The following is a 16,343-nucleotide window of genomic DNA, read 5'->3' on the forward strand; positions in this document are numbered from 1 at the left end:
GGAGGCTGGGGGTGTCGAGAGAGAGGGAGGCATGATGGAAGGTTCTGGAGGGCGTGGCCCTGGGATTCCGGCCATTCCCACGCCGTTGGAGTTGGTGCGGGACGTCTCGGTGTGGAAGGCGGCGTTGTATTTTCCGCTTTCGTCGCCGCTCGGGTTTGTCTGGCTTGTGGTTCTGGCGGGTGGGGTGCCGTTGGCGGCGGCCACGACGATCATCTGGGTCGGGTTGCCGCTGTGGGCGTTGTTGCTGGTGCTGCTGCGGGCGGGGTCGATGCTTGATCGGCGGCTTATCAGGATCGCCTTCGGGGTGCGGATACCTGATCCGTACAGGCAGACCCCGCAGGGGTCGTTGTTCCAGAAGGGCAAGACGATCCTCGGGGATCCGGCCACGTGGAAGGACCTCGCCTTCCAGGTCGTGCGGATTCCGCTGGCCTTCGGGTACTGGGTGAGCTCCATGGTGATGTGGGGGCTCACGTTCGCGCTGGTCTTCGCGCCGGTCGGAGGCCAGATCAACGAGGGCTTTGTACCGGACTTCGGAAGGTACGAGCCCCGGGTCGACTCCTGGTACGACGGGCTGCCCTTCACCGTCCTCGGGCTCGGCTGCTTCATCGGGTGCCTCTACGTCGTCAAGGTGCTGAGCATCGGGCACGTCGCGCTGTCGCGGGCGCTGCTCGGGCCGTCGGAGAAGCAGGCGCTGCGGGTGCGCGCCACCCAGTTGCAGGCCAGCAGGGCGCGCGGGGTGGACGCGGCCGAGGCCGAACGGCGCAGGATCGAACGGGACCTGCACGACGGCGCACAACAGCGCCTCCTCGGCGTCGCGCTGGACATCGGGCGTGCCCGCGCCAAGATCAACGACGATCCGGAGCAGGCCCGGCTGCTCATCGACCAGGCGCACGAGGGGGCCCGCGCCGCGATCGCCGAACTGCGCGACCTGGCGCGCGGCATCTACCCGGCGATCCTCACCGACCGGGGCCTGGAGGCGGCGCTGTCGGCGCTGGCCGGGCGCTCACCGGTGCCGGTGCGGATCAGCGTCGCGCTGCCCGAGCGGCCGCCCGCCGCCGTCGAGTCGATCGCCTACTTCACCGTCGCCGAGGCGCTGACGAACGTCGCCAAGCACGCGCGGGCCGACCAGGCGGCCGTCGAGGTGCGGCGGGACGGCGACCGGGTCGTCGTGGAGATCCGCGACGACGGCGGGGGCGGCGCCGTCCTCGCGCCGCACGGCGGCCTCGCCGGGCTCGCCGACCGCGCCGCGACGATCGACGGCACCCTCTCCCTGGACAGCCCCGAAGGCGGCCCGACCGTCGTCCGCGCCATCCTGCCCTGCACCTGGTGACAGCCCCTCCCGACACGATGGAATGACGACGTGAGCGCGGGGCCGCCCTGGTGACGGCCCCTCGCAGTCGCTGGAGGACCGGGATCAACGAAGAGGGGGAAGCGTGCGTGTCGTGATCGCCGAGGATTCGGTGCTGCTGCGGGAGGGGCTGATCCGGCTGCTCACGGATGAGGGCGTCGAGACGGTCGCGGCCTGCGGCGACGGGGACGCGCTCGTCGCCCTGGTCGCCGAGCACCGGCCCGACCTGGCGATCACCGACGTCCGGATGCCGCCCGGATTCGGTGACGAAGGGCTGCGGGCCGCCCTGACGATCCGGCCTACGCCCGTCCTGGTGCTCTCCCAGTACGTCGAGGAGCAGTACGCCGCCGAACTGATCGGGGGAGGGGCGCGTGGCGTGGGCTACCTGTTGAAGGAGCGGATCTCGGACGTCGCGGAGTTCGCCGACGCGGTCCGGACGGTCGCGGGGGGCGGCACCGTGATCGACCCCGAGGTCGTCGGCCAGCTTCTGGGCCGCAACCCGCTGCGCGGCCTCACCCCGCGCGAGCGCGAGGTGCTGGCGCTGATGGCCGGGGGCCTGTCCAACGCGGGGATCGCGCGCTCACTCGTCGTCGGGGAGGGCGCGGTGGAGAAGCACATCTCGTCGATCTTCGGCAAGCTCGGCCTCGCCCCCTCCCCGGACGCCCACCGCCGGGTCCAGGCGGTCCTCGCCCACCTGCGCGACAACCGCTAGCGGCGGTTCCCCGCCCCACGGCGACCGTGGGCCCACGGGATAAGCGCTGGTCCTCGCACGGCGCGGCATCCGTCATACTGGGAGGGCCCACAGGTTCCGGTTCCCAGGTGCGGTGATCCGCATTCCTGACCCGGAGCCGTCTCGAAGGAGATCCACCATGAAGCCCGAGATCCACCCCGCCTACGTCGTCACCGAGGTGACCTGCACGTGTGGGGCGACCTTCACGACCCGCAGCACCGTGGAGAGCGGCCAGATCCGCTCCGACGTCTGCTCGCAGTGCCACCCGTTCTACACGGGCAAGCAGAAGCTGCTCGACACCGGCGGCCGCGTCGCCCGGTTCGAGGCCCGCTTCGGCAAGAAGAAGGCAGCGGACAAGTAGGGGTGCGGGGAGCCCGGCCGCGGCGTGCGCCGCGTGCCGGGCTCCACTGCTCACCCGCCCCGCCGTGCCGAGCCGAAAGAACAGACCCGTGAACCTGGACCTCGACGACTTCCTGCGCGAGTACGCCGACATCGAACTGGCGCTCGGCGACCCCGCCGTGCACGCCGACCAGAAGAAGGCGCGCGAGCTGGGCAAGCGCTACGCGCACCTGCGGCCGATCGTCGAGACCTACCGGGAGCTGACGCAGGCCGAGGACGACCTGGGCACGGCCCGCGAGTTGGCCGCCGAGGACAAGGCGTTCGCCGAGGAGGCGACGGCCCTGGAGGCGCGGATCGGGGAGCTGAACGAGCGGCTGAAGCGCCTGCTCGTCCCGCGCGACCCCAACGACGACAAGGACGTGATCGTCGAGATCAAGGCGGGCGAGGGCGGCGAGGAGTCCGCGCTGTTCGCGGGCGACCTGCTGCGGATGTACACGCGGTACGCCGAGCGGGTCGGCTGGAAGACCGAGATCATCGACTCGCAGCTGTCGGACCTGGGCGGCTACAAGAGCGTCACCATGGCCGTGAAGGCCAAGGAGGGCGCCTGGTCGCAGCTCAAGTGGGAAGGCGGCGTGCACCGGGTGCAGCGGGTGCCCGTCACCGAGTCGCAGGGCCGTATCCACACCTCCGCCGCGGGCGTGCTCGTCACCCCCGAGGCCGAGGACATCGACATCCAGATCGACCCGAACGACCTGCGGATCGACGTGTTCCGCTCGGGCGGGCCCGGCGGGCAGTCGGTGAACACGACGGACTCGGCGGTCCGGATCACGCACGTGCCGACGGGCGTCGTCGTGCAGTGCCAGAACGAGAAGAGCCAGTTGCAGAACAAGGAGTCGGCGCTGCGGGTGCTGCGCTCCAGGCTGCTGGCCGCCGCGCAGGAGGAGGCCGACGCCGCCGCTTCCGCCGAACGTAAGGCGCAGGTCCGTACTGTCGACCGCTCCGAGCGCATCCGCACCTACAACTTCCCGGAGAACCGCATCTCCGACCACCGCGTCGGCTTCAAGGCGTATAACCTCGACCAGGTGATGGACGGAGACCTGCACGCCGTCATCAAGGCGCTGGTGGACGCCGACATGGAACGCAGGCTGGACGAAATTCAGCAGTAATGAACTTGCTTCTCGACGAGATCGCGCGGGCCACGGCCCGGCTGGCCGAGGCCGGTGTCGCCTCCCCGCGTGCCGACGCCGAGGAGCTTGCCGCCTATGTGCACGGCGTCGGCCGCGGCGAGCTGCACACGCTGCCCGACAGCGCCTTCGACGCCCGGTACTGGGAGGGTGTGGCGCGGCGTGAGGCGGGCGAGCCCCTCCAGCACATCACCGGCCGCGCCTACTTCCGGTACCTGGAGCTGACGGTCGGCCCCGGCGTTTTTGTGCCGAGGCCGGAGACCGAGGTGGTGGCGGGCTGGGCGATCGACAGGCTGCGCGAGATGGACGTCGCCGACCCCGTCGTCGTCGATCTCGGCACCGGCTCCGGGGCGATCGCGCTGTCGGTCGCGCAGGAGGTGCCGCAGGCGCGGGTGCACGCCGTCGAACTCGACGCCGACGCGCACCGGCACGCCGCCCGCAACATCGCCGACCTCGACGTGCGCGGGCAGGTCACGCTGCACCAGGGCGACCTCGCGGGCGCGCTGCCCGAACTGAACGGGCGCGTCGACCTTGTGGTCAGCAATCCGCCTTACATCCCCATGAGCGAGTGGGAGTACGTGCCGGTCGACGTGCGCGAGCACGACCCGGCGCCCGCGCTGTGGGGGGGCGGCGACGACGGCCTCGACGCCGTCCGCGCGGTGGAGCGGACGGCCCGTAGGCTGCTGCGTCCGGGCGGGTTCGTGGCCGTCGAACACAGCGACCTGCAGGGCGCGTCCGTCTACTGGATCTTCGCTGAGGAACGCGGCTGGCGCGACGTGCGCAACCGCCGCGACCTCACCGACCGGGACAGGTTCGTGACCGCGCGCCTGACGACCTCGATGGAGTAAGCCCCTCATGAGCCGACACTACGACTGCTCTGACCCGATCCAGCGGGCGCGGGGCATCGCGGACGCCGCGTCCTGCCTACGCCGTGGCGAGGTCGTCGTCTTCCCTACCGACACCGTGTACGGGATCGCGGCCGACGCGTTCACCCCGGCCGCCGTCCGGGCGCTGCTCGAAGCCAAGGGGCGCGGGCGGGACATGCCGCCGCCGGTGCTCGTCGGCTCGGTGCGGGCGGCGACGGCGCTCATCGACGACCTCGGGCCCTACGGGCAGGACCTCATCGACGAGTTCTGGCCGGGCGCGCTCACCGTGGTGTGCCACGCGAACCCGAGCCTCGCCTGGGACCTCGGCGACACCAAGGGCACCGTCGCGGTGCGGATGCCGCTGCACGACCTCGCCCTCGAACTGCTGCGGGAGACGGGTCCGCTCGCGGTGTCCAGCGCGAACCTGAGCGGAAGCCCGGCCGCCCGGACGGCCGTGGAGGCACAGGAGATGCTCGGCGACTCCGTTTCGGTGTACCTCGACGGGGGGCCGTCGAGCGCCGGGGCCGCCTCCAGCATCGTGGACCTGACCGGGACGCTGCCGAAGCTGCTGCGCCGCGGCGCGATCTCCGAAGCGCGGCTGCGGACCGTCAGCGGGGTGCTGCTGCGCGACGAGTTCCTCGGTGACGAGGAGGAGGACGACGCGCTCACGTCGGCGGAGCTCGCCGAGGAGGAGGCCGCGGCGGCGCTCTCCCTCCAGAAGGACCTCGCCGACGACGACGTCGACAAGCCCGCCGACGTGAAGCTCACCAAGGACACCGGGACCGGCTCCGACGTCAGGCTCACGAAGGACGCGCCGGACGAGAAGCCCGACGTGGACCTGACGAAGGACACCGGCGCCGGGCCCGACCTCAAGAAGGACTGACGGCCGCCGACGAGCCCCGCGCGGATCCGGAGACGGGCTGACGGCGGGGCCCGGACGGGTCAGGGGACGGTCAGGCCGGAATGCTCCCGTGCGGCGCTGAGGCCGCCGTGCGGGGCCTAGCGGGCGCGCCGGGTGGCAAGGTACCCCAGGGTCAGCAGCATCAGCCCGGACAGCAGCTTGTCGTCCACGGCGGCGCGCCACACCCCGCCGTCGATGACGTCGTCCAGGACGTCCCAGACGACGAGGACGGCGCCTCCGGCCAGCATCGCGCCACGCAGCCACACCGGGCTGCGGCCGTGCACGACCATGCCGAGCGGCGCCGCGGCCAGCAGCACGAGCCAGCCCCACGGGGTGAACCCGAAGTGGGCGGGCGCCCGCGTCGGCACCGGCACGCTGAGGGCGCCGGGCGTGAACGCGGCGCGCACCACCATCCCCTCGCGCGGCAGCAGCGCGGACTGGCGGAACTCGGCGGTGCCGGGCGTGCCGGGGCCGCCCGCGCACGGCGTGTGCGCGCGGGCCCGTCCAGCGAGGCAGCCCGCCGCGAAGACGACGGGGGCGCGCAGCCGTACCGTCGCGTCCGCTATCGGGTGCGGCCAGCCGGGGCCCAGCACGTCCCAGAGCAGTTCGTCGTGGGCGCCGCCCTCGCGCAGCACGCCGACGAGGTCGTAGGAGAGCACGTAGGTGTGGCGGCCGGAGACGGGACGGTCCGCGCCGATCCGTAGCTGGCGCTCGTGCATGAAGTCGCGGACCGTCAGGTTGACCGGCGCGAACGTGGGGCTGGCGACCTCCACCGACGTCACCCGGTAGACGCGGTCTCCGTCGCGCTGCCTGACCCGACGCAGCAGGCCCGTCGAGCTCTCCTCCGCGTAATCGACGGTGAACGTCTCGCGAACGTTGACCGTGCCGTCCGCGCCGATCGTGAGCAGCGCCTCGTAGGACGGCACCGTCGCCTCGGCCGACTGCTGATCCCGGAACAGGATGGGCAGCGCGGCGAGGAACAGCAGTGTGAGGGCCGTCATGAGGCCGGTGGGGGAGGGGCGCCGGGTGGGGGAGGAGAATCGGGTCATCACCGGGTGCAGTCTTTCGCGAACGCAGCGCAGCGCGCAGCCGGTTCGCGCCAACCGGGCCATGCCATGGGACGGGAAAAGTGAGGAAGCTCACATGCAACCGGTGTGTTAGTGGTGATTCACCTGTGACCCATGGTATTCCAGCAGCTCAGAGTGGTCAGTGGGGATCGTCCGGCGTCCGGCCCGACCGCCGGACATCCCTTCTTGGACGCCGCCGTCCGTCCGCTGGTTCTCAAAAACGCCCCTATTTCGGTCACCGGCACAGACGGCATATGCGGCGCATAAACGTGATCTTTCCTTTACCGCTACAGTCCCGACCCGAGTAGGCAGAGATCAAGGAGTGATCACATGCGGCGAATCGCTGCGGTAACCGTCACCACCGTCGCCCTGAGCGTCGGCATGGCCCTGGCCGCGGCCCCCGCCGGAGCCGCCCCCGCCGACACCGCCAAGAAGGTCACCAAGAGCTGGGTGACCAACAAGGGCAAGACCGCGATCTTCAAGTCGATCAAGGCCGACGGGACGTACACGCGCACCGGCAAGTCGATCAAGACGAGGGGCTACGTCCAGGACTACGCCCGCAACGGCTGGTCCCCGGGCGTGCAGTTCCGGGTCTGGAACAAGGGTGAGTGGCGGTACTCGGCCGTCTACTTCGCCAAGCTGAGCACCACCGGCAAGCCCGCGGACCAGAAGTTCCGCTACAACTACGGCGCCTTCTGGAGCGCCACCGGCACCAAGCTCCAGGTGCGCGAGGTCGCGCTCAAGGCGACCAACAGCAAGAGCCGCAAGTACGGGGCCTGGAAGAAGCTGTTCTAGGCGGTCGCGCCCCCAGGGCGGATCCGGGCCCGGCACCCCGTGGAGGGGGCCGGGCTCGGTGCTTTTCGGGTGCTGTGCCCGGCTATTCGGTCGGTGTGGCAAAGGTCACATGCAACCGGTTTGGGGGTTTTGGGGGCTGGTTGTCGGTACAGTCCGTGCGGAAATTCTTGCGGGCGATCAAGGGGTGGGGACATGCGGCGGATCGCCGCGGCGGCCTTGGGGGTCGCCCTTCTTGTGGGGGTAGGGGCCGGGGCGGCGCAGGCGGCGCCCGGTGACACGGTGACGCGCAAGTGGACGGCTCCGGCGGGCAAGACCAAGATCCTCAAGGCGGTGAGGCCGTACGGGGTGTACACCCGCGAGGGTGATGTTGTGTGGACGCGGGGGTACCTGAAGGACCTCAAGCGGGACGGGTGGTCGCCCGGCGTCCAGTTCCGCGCCTGGGACAAGGGGAAGTGGAAGCAGTCCGACGTGTACTTCCGGGTCAAACCCAACGGGAAGCCCTACGACCAGAAGTTCACCATGCACTACGGGCTGTTCTGGGCGACGTCGGCCAAGCACCTCCAGGTGCGGAAGGTCGCGCTGAAGGCGACCAACAGCAAGAGCCGCAAGTACGGGGCCTGGAAGAAGCTCTTCTGAGTACGATGCGGCACCGAGCCAGCGACCACCCACGGGAGCCCTCCGGATGCCACGCGTCACCCTGACCGTCACGGGCGCGCTGCTGACGGGCGCCGCCCTCCTCGCCGCGCCGGGCAGTGCCGCCCCGCCGGAGGCCAAGCCGAAGCCGCCCAGGCCGGAGGCGCCCCCCGCGGTGCTGGCCGAGGGCCGCTTCCGCACCGCTGACGGCGCGGCCGCCGCCTTCAGGTCGATCGGCGCGAGCGGCAGGTACACCATCACGGAGGAGGCCGTCACCGTCTCCTTCACGCTCACCGACCGGCGCCGCGACGGCTGGACGGCCGGTGTCCAGTTCGCGACGGCCGAGGCGTGGGACGAGCACCACTCGCCCGTCTACCACCCCGTCGGACGGGCCGGGGAGCCACGTCCCGGCACGGTGCGCGGAGGCCGGGTGGAGGGGATCGAGCCGGTGGACCGCCCGCGCTGCCATGGGTGCGTCGTCCGGGAGCCCCGTAAGGCGGCGAACCGGGAGCGGCCCGTGGACGGGAAGATCACCTACCGGTTCCCCAGGGCGTTCACCTCAGAGTTCACCGAGGGCCTGTGGGTCCGGGAGGTCCTGGTGAAGCGGCAAGGCCGCCGTACCGTGGTGCGTCCAGGGCCCGTCACCCGCCTGTACCGGGCTTCTGTCGGCACGGTCCACCCGGGTCCGCGCGCCGCCCGGCTCGCCCCCGGCGCCCCCTTCACCGGCGGCCTCCCGGCGGCGGAGCGCAGGGCCGTCCCGGCGGGGACCACGCCGTTCGCAGGCAAGCAGTTCCCCGACGCGGCGGCCGAGGGCGTCCCGGCGGAGGTGTGGGGCACCTTCGGGAGGGTCCGCGAGCGGGGCGAACCCGCCGCCCGGCTGCTGCTCCGGATCAGGGACCTCGCCGCCGACCGCCGCCACGCGGGGGTGATCGTCACCTTCACCGACGAGGACGGCACCACCACCGACACCTGGACCTTCTGGAACGCCAGGGACAGCGCCGGACGTTGGACCAGTCGGCTCGCGGTCAACAAGCTGTCAGGACACCTCTTCTACCGGCCCTGCGCGGGTACTCAGAAGTACACGGAAGCAGGATGGACGTACACGCCGACCGTGTGCGGCACCACCAGGCAGCTCTACTGATCCGGCCGACGGCGAGCGGAGCCGCAGAGGGGACGAAGGCCGTGGAAAGCGCATCCGGGACGGCCGGAAGGCGTAAGGTGTCCTGATCGTGGGACGTCGCCCGGTGCCAACCGACGGGCTGCCGCGGCCGTCTCAACAGTAGGGCCGACGGGGAACGGGGGTGGGGGCGTGCGGGAGTACCTGCTGGTGATCCTCACCGGCATCACCGTGACCTACCTGCTCGTCTCCCCGGTGAAGAGCCTGGCGATCGCCATGGGCGCCCAGGCCGCCGTCCGCGACCGCGACGTGCACAAGGTCCCCACCCCGCGCATCGGCGGCCTCGCCATGTTCGGCGGGCTGCTCGGCGCGCTGGTGATGGCCCGCGCCCTCCCGCACATGACCGAGGTCTTCATCGAGACCAAGACGGCCAACGCGGTGATCCTCTCCGGCGCACTGATCGTCATGCTCGGCATCGCCGACGACCTGTGGGACATCGACGCGCTCACCAAGCTGGCCGGGCAGATCGCCGCCTCGGGCATCCTCATCATGAACGGCGTCCAGCTGAGCGCGCTGCCCCGCCCGGACGGCGGATCGCTGGCCCTGGCCCCGCTGTACGGGGTGCCGCTCACCATCTTCATCGTCGTCGCGACGATCAACGCGGTGAACTTCATCGACGGCCTGGACGGCCTGGCCGCGGGCGTCGTCGGGATCGCCGCGTTCGCGCTGTTCCTGCTGTCCTACCGGCTCGCGGACGTCATCGACATCCCGCTGCTCATCGGCCCGACGATGATCGCGGGGGTGCTCGTCGCGATCTGCGTGGGGTTCCTGGCGCACAACTTCCACCCGGCCCGCATCTTCATGGGCGACACCGGCTCGATGCTCATCGGCCTGCTGCTCTCGGCGGCGACGATCCAGCTCATCGCGCTGTTCGACACGGCGCTCGCGCAGAAGTACTCGATCTTCCCGCTGTGGCTGCCGCTGCTGCTGGTGCCGATGGTGGTGGTCGTCCCGTTCGCGGACATGCTGCTCGCGGTGTGGCGGCGCACCAACCAGGGCCTGTCGCCGTTCGCGCCGGACAAGCACCACCTGCACCACCGGCTTCTCCGTCTGGGACACTCCCACCGGCGTTCGGTCCTCATCATGTACGGGTGGGTCGGCCTGGTCGGCGCCTGCATGGTCGCGCTGTCGTTCGTCCCGCCGAACTCGCCCACCTGGCAGGCGGCCGTGCTGTTCGTCACGCTCTGTGTAGCGGCTCTGGGTGCCGCCCTTATGGTCGGGGTGCCGCGCCTCATCGCCCGGAGGGCCTTCCAGGCCGAAGTCGAGGCCGCCGCGGCCGGACCCGGTGACCGAACCCGGCAACCCGTGTAACGCTCCGTTCGCCTTGCCGTCGCCCGGGGGTAATTGCCGGAGTTCCCTAGGCTTGTGATAGCTTTCACTAAGTAGAGACGAACACGTAACGTAACCACCCCGGAGCCCTCATGGACTCGTCAGGCACGCGCCTCCTACTCGGCGCCGCCCTTCCCGTCTCCCTCGCCGGAGTCGTCGCCGTCGCTGTCGGAACCTTCGTCAGCGGGCTGGAAGGCGCCCTCGGCGCGGCACTGGCCGCCGCAGCGGTGATCGCGTTCTTCTCTCTCAGCGCGTACGTCGTGAACTGGGCTTCGAAGATCTCCCCGCAGACCGTCATCATCGCCGGGCTGACGAGCTACGTGCTCAAGGTGCTCGCCATGATGATCCTGGTCTCGGCGGTGAAGGGTGTCACGGTTTTCGACACCGCCGTTTTCGGCTGGACGGTCGTCGGCCTCGCGGTCGCCTGGATCGTCGCCGAGTTCCGGATCACCCTCAACACACGGAAGCCCTATATCGATGAACCCGCCGGTGAAGCCCGCAGCGACGACGCGCGTGAGCGCGCCTCGCACAGGGCCACTCCGATATGACCAGTCCGCGTCTAGCCTGCTATTGTCCGGAACGCGATGAGCGAGCACGAGGCACCCTCCAGAGGGGCGGGCCCCAGCTTCGCAGACGCCATGTGGTCGGTCCCGAGCTACATCCTCTCGGGAATGGTCATCTGGGGCGGCGCGGGTTGGTTGCTGACCAGTCTGACCGGGTGGGAGCTGTTCAAGCCGGTCGGGTTGGTGATCGGTGTGGTGCTCGCCGTCTACCTGGTCTACGTGAAATACGGTCGCTGACCGCCGGTCCCCGTGCCCGGTCAGCCGGTTCTTGATCCGATATCAGCTTGAAGGGAACGCCACAGTGCGCGAGTGCAGCGAGCGGACCACCGTGCCCACAGAGGTGAAGAAGTGAGTACACCGATCGTGCTCGCATCCTCGGGGGCTGAGTTCACCCCGCCCGGCGCCGAACTGTTCGACTTCCCCCCGCTGTTCGCGGGCGGCCCCGAATGGCTGACGAAGCCGGTCGTGCTGGCCCTGCTCGGCTCCCTCATCACCATCGCCTTCGCGTGGAGCGCGTTCGCCAAGCCCAAGCTCGTGCCGCGCGGCATGCAGAACATCGGCGAGGTCGGCTACGTCTTCGTCCGCGACCAGGTGGCCCGCCCGTTCCTGGGCAAGGACGCCGAGCGCTGGATGCCGCTCCTGCTGTCGATGTTCATGCTCATCTGGTTCTGGAACATCTTCGCCGTCATCCCGGTCATCCAGTTCCCGGTCGCGTCGCACATCGCGTTCCCCGCGGTTCTCGCGCTGAGCGTGTACATCCTCAAGATCTACCTGGGCATGAAGCACCAGGGGCCGGTGAAGTACTTCACCAACCTCATTCCCCCCGGCCTGCCCAAGCCGATCTACGTGCTGCTCGTCCCGATCGAGTACCTCTCGACGTTCGTGCTCGCGCCCTTCACCCACGCGGTCCGACTTTTTGCGAACATGTTCGCGGGCCACATCATCCTGGCCTTCTTCAGCCTCGTGGGCTACTGGTTCCTCATCGAGAACCCGTCGTGGCTGGGCGCTCCCGTCGGCGTGCTCGGCGTGGTCATGACCATTCTCATGACCGCCTTCGAGATGTTCATCCAGTTCCTCCAGGCATTCCTGTTCACGATGCTGGCCGCCATGTACATCGGCAGCGGCCTGCACGCGGACCACTAACGCCTCCTATCCCCAAGGACCAGACCGGCGGAACGTCCGTCGGCCAACTGAAGGAGTAAGTAATGAGCGTTGTCGCCCAGTCGGCCATCGCCGCCGTCGAAGGCAACGTCGGTGCGATCGGCTACGGCCTCGCCGCCATCGGCCCGGGTGTGGGCGTCGGCATCATCTTCGGTCAGGGCGTCAACGCGATCGCCCGCCAGCCGGAGCTGACCGGTGTCATCCGCCAGAACATGATGCTGGGCTTCGTTCTCACCGAGGCGCTCGCGCTCATCGGTCTGGTCGCGCCGTTCATCTACGGCTGATCGGCCGCTGAAAACCCCTGACGAAAGGCTGCGAACACCATGATCACAGCAGCTTCACTGCTCGCTGCGGAGGGGGGCAACAACCCCCTCATTCCGCACACCTATGAGCTGGTCGTCGGAATCTTCGCCTTCTTCGTCGTCGTCCTGGTCGTCGGCAAGATCCTGACTCCCCGGATCCAGAAGACGCTCGCCGAGCGGACCGAGCTGATCGAGGGCGGGCTCAAGAAGGCCGAGGACGCGCAGGCCGAGGCCAAGCAGACCCTCGACGCTTACAAGAGCCAGCTCTCGGAGGCCCGCCAGGAAGCGGCGCGCCTGCGCGAGGAGGCCCGCGAGCAGGGCGCCCAGATCATCGCGGAGATGAAGGAACAGGCCCAGGTCGAGGCCCGCCGGATCGTCGAGAACGCCCAGGCGCAGATCGAGCAGGAGCGGGCCCAGGCCCTCGCCTCGCTGCGCGCCGAGGTCGGCGCGCTCTCGGTCGACCTGGCCGGACGCGTCGTCGGCGAGTCCCTTGAGGACGAGGCACGCCAGCGCCGCATCGTCGACCGCTTCCTGGAGGAGCTCGAGTCCTCCAACGCCGCCGGTAAGGCCCTCTGATGGCGGGTGCTGTCAGCAGGGCCGCACTGGCCGCGGTCGAGGAGCGGTTCCCGGCGATCCTCGGCACCGCCGACGCGTCCGCGCTGGGCGCCGAGCTGTTCGAGGTCCTGCGCCTGCTGGACCGCGAGCACGGCCTGCGCCGCACCCTGTCCGACCCCTCGGCTCCGGCCGAGGCCAAGGCGGGGATCGTCGGCGCGCTGCTCGACGGCAAGGTCGGCGACGCGACGGTCACGCTGGTCCAGGAGGTCGTCCGGCGCCGCTGGAGCACCTCCGGCGAGCTGACCGACGCGATCGAGCTCTACGCGGTGGCCGCCGAGGCCGCCGCCGCCGAGCAGGCCGGCCAGCTCGACCAGCTCGAGGAGGACCTCTTCCGGTTCGGCCGGATCATCGAGGGCGACCCCGAGCTGCGCAACGCGCTCGCGGGCGAGCGCCTCCCGGCCGAGCGCAAGGCCGAGCTCGTGCGGTCCCTGCTGGAAGGCAAGGTCGGTGGGCCGACCCTGGCCCTCGTGCTCGAGGTCGTCACCCATCCCCGGGGACGTAGCCTGGAGCGTGGGCTCGACGCCTACGGCAAGATCGTCGCCGCTCGGCGCAACCGGCTCGTCGCGCTCGTGCGCAGCGCTGTCGCGCTGACCGGCGAGCAGCAGAACCGTCTGGCGGCCGCGCTCGGCGCGTCCTACGGCCGCGAGGTACACCTGAACATCGAAATCGACCCCGCGGTGCTCGGCGGAATCGCCGTCCAGCTCGGGGACGAGGCAATCGACGGCACGATCGCCGGACGCCTTGACGGCGTGCGCCGGCGGATCGCCTGAAGGGCAAGAGAGGAATCATGGCGGAGCTGACGATCCGTCCGGATGAGATCCGGAACGCGCTGGAGCGTTTCGTCCAGTCGTACGAGCCCGACGCGGCCGCGCGCGAGGAGGTCGGCACTGTCACCGAGTCCGGCGACGGTATCGCTCGTGTCTCGGGCCTCCCCTCGGCGATGGCCAACGAGCTCCTTGAGTTCGACGGCGGTATCCGCGGTCTGGCGCTGAACCTCGACACGCGCGAGATCGGCGCTGTTGTACTGGGCGACTTCACAAAGATCGAAGAGGGCCAGGCCGTGCGTCGCACGGGCGAGGTCCTCTCCACCCCGGTCGGTGACGACTTCCTGGGCCGCGTCGTGGACGCCCTGGGCAACCCGATCGACGGCAAGGGCCCGATCGACTCGACCGAGCGCCGCGCGCTGGAGCTGCAGGCTCCGACCGTCGTGCAGCGCCAGTCGGTGAGCGAGCCGCTGCAGACCGGCATCAAGGCCATCGACGCGATGACGCCGATCGGCCGTGGCCAGCGCCAGTTGATCATCGGCGACCGGCAGACCGGCAAGACGACGGTCGCGGTCGACACGATCATCAACCAGAGGGAGAACTGGCTCTCCGGCGACCCGGAGAAGCAGGTCCGCTGCATCTACGTCGCCATCGGCCAGAAGGGCTCCACCATCGCGGCCGTGCGCGGCACGCTGGAGGAGGCCGGCGCGCTGGAGTACACGACCATCGTGGCCGCTCCCGCGTCCGACCCCGCCGGCTACAAGTACATCGCGCCCTACACGGGTTCCGCGATCGGCCAGCACTGGATGTACCAGGGCAAGCACGTCCTGATCGTCTTCGACGACCTGTCCAAGCAGGCCGAGGCGTACCGCGCCGTGTCGCTGCTGCTGCGCCGTCCGCCGGGCCGTGAGGCGTACCCCGGTGACGTCTTCTACCTGCACTCCCGCCTGCTGGAGCGCTGCGCGAAGCTGTCCGACGACCTGGGCGCCGGCTCGATGACGGGCCTCCCGATCATCGAGACCAAGGGCAACGACGTGTCGGCGTTCATCCCGACCAACGTCATCTCCATCACCGACGGCCAGTGCTTCCTGGAGACGGACCTGTTCAACCAGGGCGTCCGGCCTGCCATCAACGTCGGTGTCTCGGTCTCCCGGGTCGGTGGCTCGGCGCAGATCAAGGCGATGCGCAAGGTCGCCGGCACGCTGCGGCTGTCCCTGTCGCAGTACCGCGACCTGGAGGCGTTCGCCGCCTTCGCGTCCGACCTCGACGCGGCGTCCAAGGCCCAGCTGGAGCGCGGCTCCCGTCTGGTCGAGCTGCTCAAGCAGCCCCAGTACAGCCCGTTCCCGGTCGAGAAGCAGGTCGTCTCGGTGTGGGCCGGCACGTCCGGTGAGCTGGACGACGTCCCGCTTGAGGACATCCGCCGCTTCGAGGCCGAGTTCCTCGACCACGTGGAGCACAACGCCAAGGGCGTGCTGCCCGGCATCCGCGAGACCCGCCAGCTGTCCGACGACGCGCTGACCACCCTGAAGGACTCGATCACCGAGTTCAAGAAGGGCTTCACCACCAGCGCGGGCACCCTGCTGGGCGCCGACGAGCCCGTCGAGCCCCTGGACGCCGAGGACGTCGAGCAGGAGACCATCAAGCGCGTCAAGAAGGTTTGATCCATGGGAGCTCAGCTTCGAGTCCTGCGCGGCAAGATCAAGTCGGTCACGTCGACCGCGAAGATCACGCGCGCGCAGGAGCTGATCGCCACCTCCAGGATCACCAAGGCACAGGAGCGGGTCGCCCTCTCCAAGCCGTACTCCGACAAGATCACCAGGGCGCTGACCGCGCTGGTCAGCCACCGTCCGGGCATCAACCACCCGCTGCTCAACGAGCAGCCGGAGGACAAGCGCTCGGCGGTCGTGGTCATCACCTCGGACCGCGGTTTCTGCGGCGGCTACAACTCCAACGTGATCCGCGAGGCCGAGGCGCTGCAGGCCCTGCTGCGTGAGCAGGGGCGCGAGCCCGTGCCGTACGTCATCGGGACCAAGGGCGTCACCTGGTACACGTTCCGTGACCGCGAGCTCGGCGGCGAGTGGGTCGGCTTCTCCGGCCAGCCCGACTTCGCCAGCGCCGAGCGGGTGGGCCGCAAGCTGGTCGAGGACTTCCTGAAGACGGACGCGGAGGGCGGTGTCGGTGAGATCCACGTGGTCTACACCGAGTTCGTCTCGATGCTCACGCAGGAGGTCCAGGTCAAGCGGCTGCTGCCGCTCCAGCTTGAGGACGTCGAGCGGGTCGATGGCCCGCTGCCGTCCTACGACTTCGAGCCGTCGGCCGAGACAGCGCTGGACCTGCTGCTGCCCAACTACCTCGAAAGCCGCATCTTCCACATGCTGCTCCAGGGCGCGGCGTCCGAGCACGCGGCGCGGCGGCGGGCCATGAAGTCGGCGACGGACAACGCCAACGATCTGATCGGCCTCTACTCGCGCCAGGCCAACCAGGCGCGGCAGGCCGAGATCACCCAGGAAATCAGCGAGATCGTCGGTGGCGCGGACGCGCTCGCCGACGCCGGTCGCGGGGAGTGAAA

Annotated in this window: 19 protein-coding genes; 18 read left to right on the forward strand and 1 reads right to left on the reverse strand. The window is 70.0% G+C overall.

Translation table 11 applies throughout. The features are described 5' to 3' along the window. The first annotated feature begins 94 nt into the window (after positions 1–94). The 6 genes from LO762_RS19230 (at position 95) to LO762_RS19255 (ending at position 5,350) form a co-directional block, all read left to right on the forward strand. Entirely contained in the window at positions 95–1,330 is a 1,236-nt protein-coding gene (locus LO762_RS19230) for a sensor histidine kinase (protein ID WP_230617396.1), read from the forward strand. A gap of 103 nt (positions 1,331–1,433) precedes the next feature. After that, the gene (locus tag LO762_RS19235; RefSeq protein WP_230616981.1) at positions 1,434–2,060 is read left to right on the forward strand and encodes a response regulator transcription factor; all 627 of its coding nucleotides are present in this window, start codon (positions 1,434–1,436) and stop codon (positions 2,058–2,060) included. Between the two features lie 157 nt (positions 2,061–2,217). Further along, positions 2,218–2,439, forward strand: a complete 222-nt coding sequence (rpmE, locus tag LO762_RS19240; RefSeq protein ID WP_230616983.1) for a 50S ribosomal protein L31 — start codon at positions 2,218–2,220, stop codon at positions 2,437–2,439. Between the two features lie 94 nt (positions 2,440–2,533). Beyond that, positions 2,534–3,583, forward strand: a complete 1,050-nt coding sequence (prfA, locus tag LO762_RS19245) for a peptide chain release factor 1 (RefSeq protein WP_230617398.1) — start codon at positions 2,534–2,536, stop codon at positions 3,581–3,583. Continuing rightward, positions 3,583–4,449, forward strand: a complete 867-nt coding sequence (prmC, locus tag LO762_RS19250; RefSeq protein WP_230616985.1) for a peptide chain release factor N(5)-glutamine methyltransferase — start codon at positions 3,583–3,585, stop codon at positions 4,447–4,449. The genes prfA and prmC overlap by 1 nt, the downstream gene beginning before the upstream one ends. A 7-nt stretch (positions 4,450–4,456) precedes the next feature. Further along, entirely contained in the window at positions 4,457–5,350 is an 894-nt protein-coding gene (locus LO762_RS19255; RefSeq protein WP_230616987.1) for an L-threonylcarbamoyladenylate synthase, read from the forward strand. 116 nt (positions 5,351–5,466) lie between these two features. Here the strand turns inward: LO762_RS19255 and LO762_RS19260 are convergent, their stop codons facing one another. Further along, complete coding sequence (locus LO762_RS19260; protein WP_230617400.1) at positions 5,467–6,417, reverse strand: DUF2207 domain-containing protein; 951 nt, start codon at positions 6,415–6,417, stop codon at positions 5,467–5,469. 348 nt (positions 6,418–6,765) lie between these two features. Here LO762_RS19260 and LO762_RS19265 point away from each other — a divergent pair, with 348 nt between their 5' ends. From LO762_RS19265 to LO762_RS19320, 12 genes are all read left to right on the forward strand, one after another. After that, positions 6,766–7,230 carry a hypothetical protein gene (locus LO762_RS19265; protein ID WP_230616989.1) on the forward strand — a complete coding sequence of 155 codons (465 nt, stop codon included), beginning with the start codon at positions 6,766–6,768 and terminating at the stop codon, positions 7,228–7,230. A gap of 192 nt (positions 7,231–7,422) precedes the next feature. Further along, positions 7,423–7,866, forward strand: coding sequence for a hypothetical protein (locus tag LO762_RS19270; protein ID WP_230616991.1), 444 nt, complete (start codon positions 7,423–7,425; stop codon positions 7,864–7,866). A 46-nt stretch (positions 7,867–7,912) separates the two neighbouring features. Next, positions 7,913–9,004: a hypothetical protein gene (locus tag LO762_RS19275; RefSeq protein WP_230616993.1), complete on the forward strand. Its 1,092-nt coding sequence runs from the start codon at positions 7,913–7,915 to the stop codon at positions 9,002–9,004. Between the two features lie 168 nt (positions 9,005–9,172). Then, entirely contained in the window at positions 9,173–10,351 is a 1,179-nt protein-coding gene (locus tag LO762_RS19280) for an MraY family glycosyltransferase (RefSeq protein WP_230616995.1), read from the forward strand. 110 nt (positions 10,352–10,461) lie between these two features. After that, complete coding sequence (locus LO762_RS19285; protein ID WP_230616997.1) at positions 10,462–10,917, forward strand: hypothetical protein; 456 nt, start codon at positions 10,462–10,464, stop codon at positions 10,915–10,917. A 36-nt stretch (positions 10,918–10,953) separates the two neighbouring features. Continuing rightward, on the forward strand, positions 10,954–11,169 hold the full coding sequence (locus LO762_RS19290; protein WP_230616999.1) for a hypothetical protein: 216 nt from the start codon (positions 10,954–10,956) through the stop codon (positions 11,167–11,169). 111 nt (positions 11,170–11,280) lie between these two features. After that, positions 11,281–12,075, forward strand: a complete 795-nt coding sequence (gene atpB, locus LO762_RS19295; protein WP_230617001.1) for a F0F1 ATP synthase subunit A — start codon at positions 11,281–11,283, stop codon at positions 12,073–12,075. A 62-nt stretch (positions 12,076–12,137) separates the two neighbouring features. Beyond that, positions 12,138–12,377, forward strand: a complete 240-nt coding sequence (gene atpE, locus LO762_RS19300) for an ATP synthase F0 subunit C (RefSeq protein WP_230617002.1) — start codon at positions 12,138–12,140, stop codon at positions 12,375–12,377. Between the two features lie 39 nt (positions 12,378–12,416). Continuing rightward, on the forward strand, positions 12,417–12,971 hold the full coding sequence (locus LO762_RS19305; RefSeq protein ID WP_230617004.1) for a F0F1 ATP synthase subunit B: 555 nt from the start codon (positions 12,417–12,419) through the stop codon (positions 12,969–12,971). Next, the gene (locus tag LO762_RS19310; protein WP_230617006.1) at positions 12,971–13,780 is read left to right on the forward strand and encodes a F0F1 ATP synthase subunit delta; all 810 of its coding nucleotides are present in this window, start codon (positions 12,971–12,973) and stop codon (positions 13,778–13,780) included. Before LO762_RS19305 ends, LO762_RS19310 begins: the two co-directional genes overlap by 1 nt. 17 nt (positions 13,781–13,797) lie before the next feature. Next, entirely contained in the window at positions 13,798–15,435 is a 1,638-nt protein-coding gene (gene atpA, locus LO762_RS19315; RefSeq protein ID WP_230617008.1) for a F0F1 ATP synthase subunit alpha, read from the forward strand. 3 nt (positions 15,436–15,438) lie between these two features. Beyond that, positions 15,439–16,341, forward strand: a complete 903-nt coding sequence (locus LO762_RS19320; RefSeq protein ID WP_230617010.1) for a F0F1 ATP synthase subunit gamma — start codon at positions 15,439–15,441, stop codon at positions 16,339–16,341. The last annotated feature ends 2 nt before the right edge of the window (positions 16,342–16,343 follow it).

Origin of the sequence: Actinocorallia sp. API 0066 (assembly GCF_020991275.1) — a bacterium.
In the GTDB taxonomy this organism is placed as follows: Bacteria; Actinomycetota; Actinomycetes; order Streptosporangiales; family Streptosporangiaceae; genus Actinocorallia.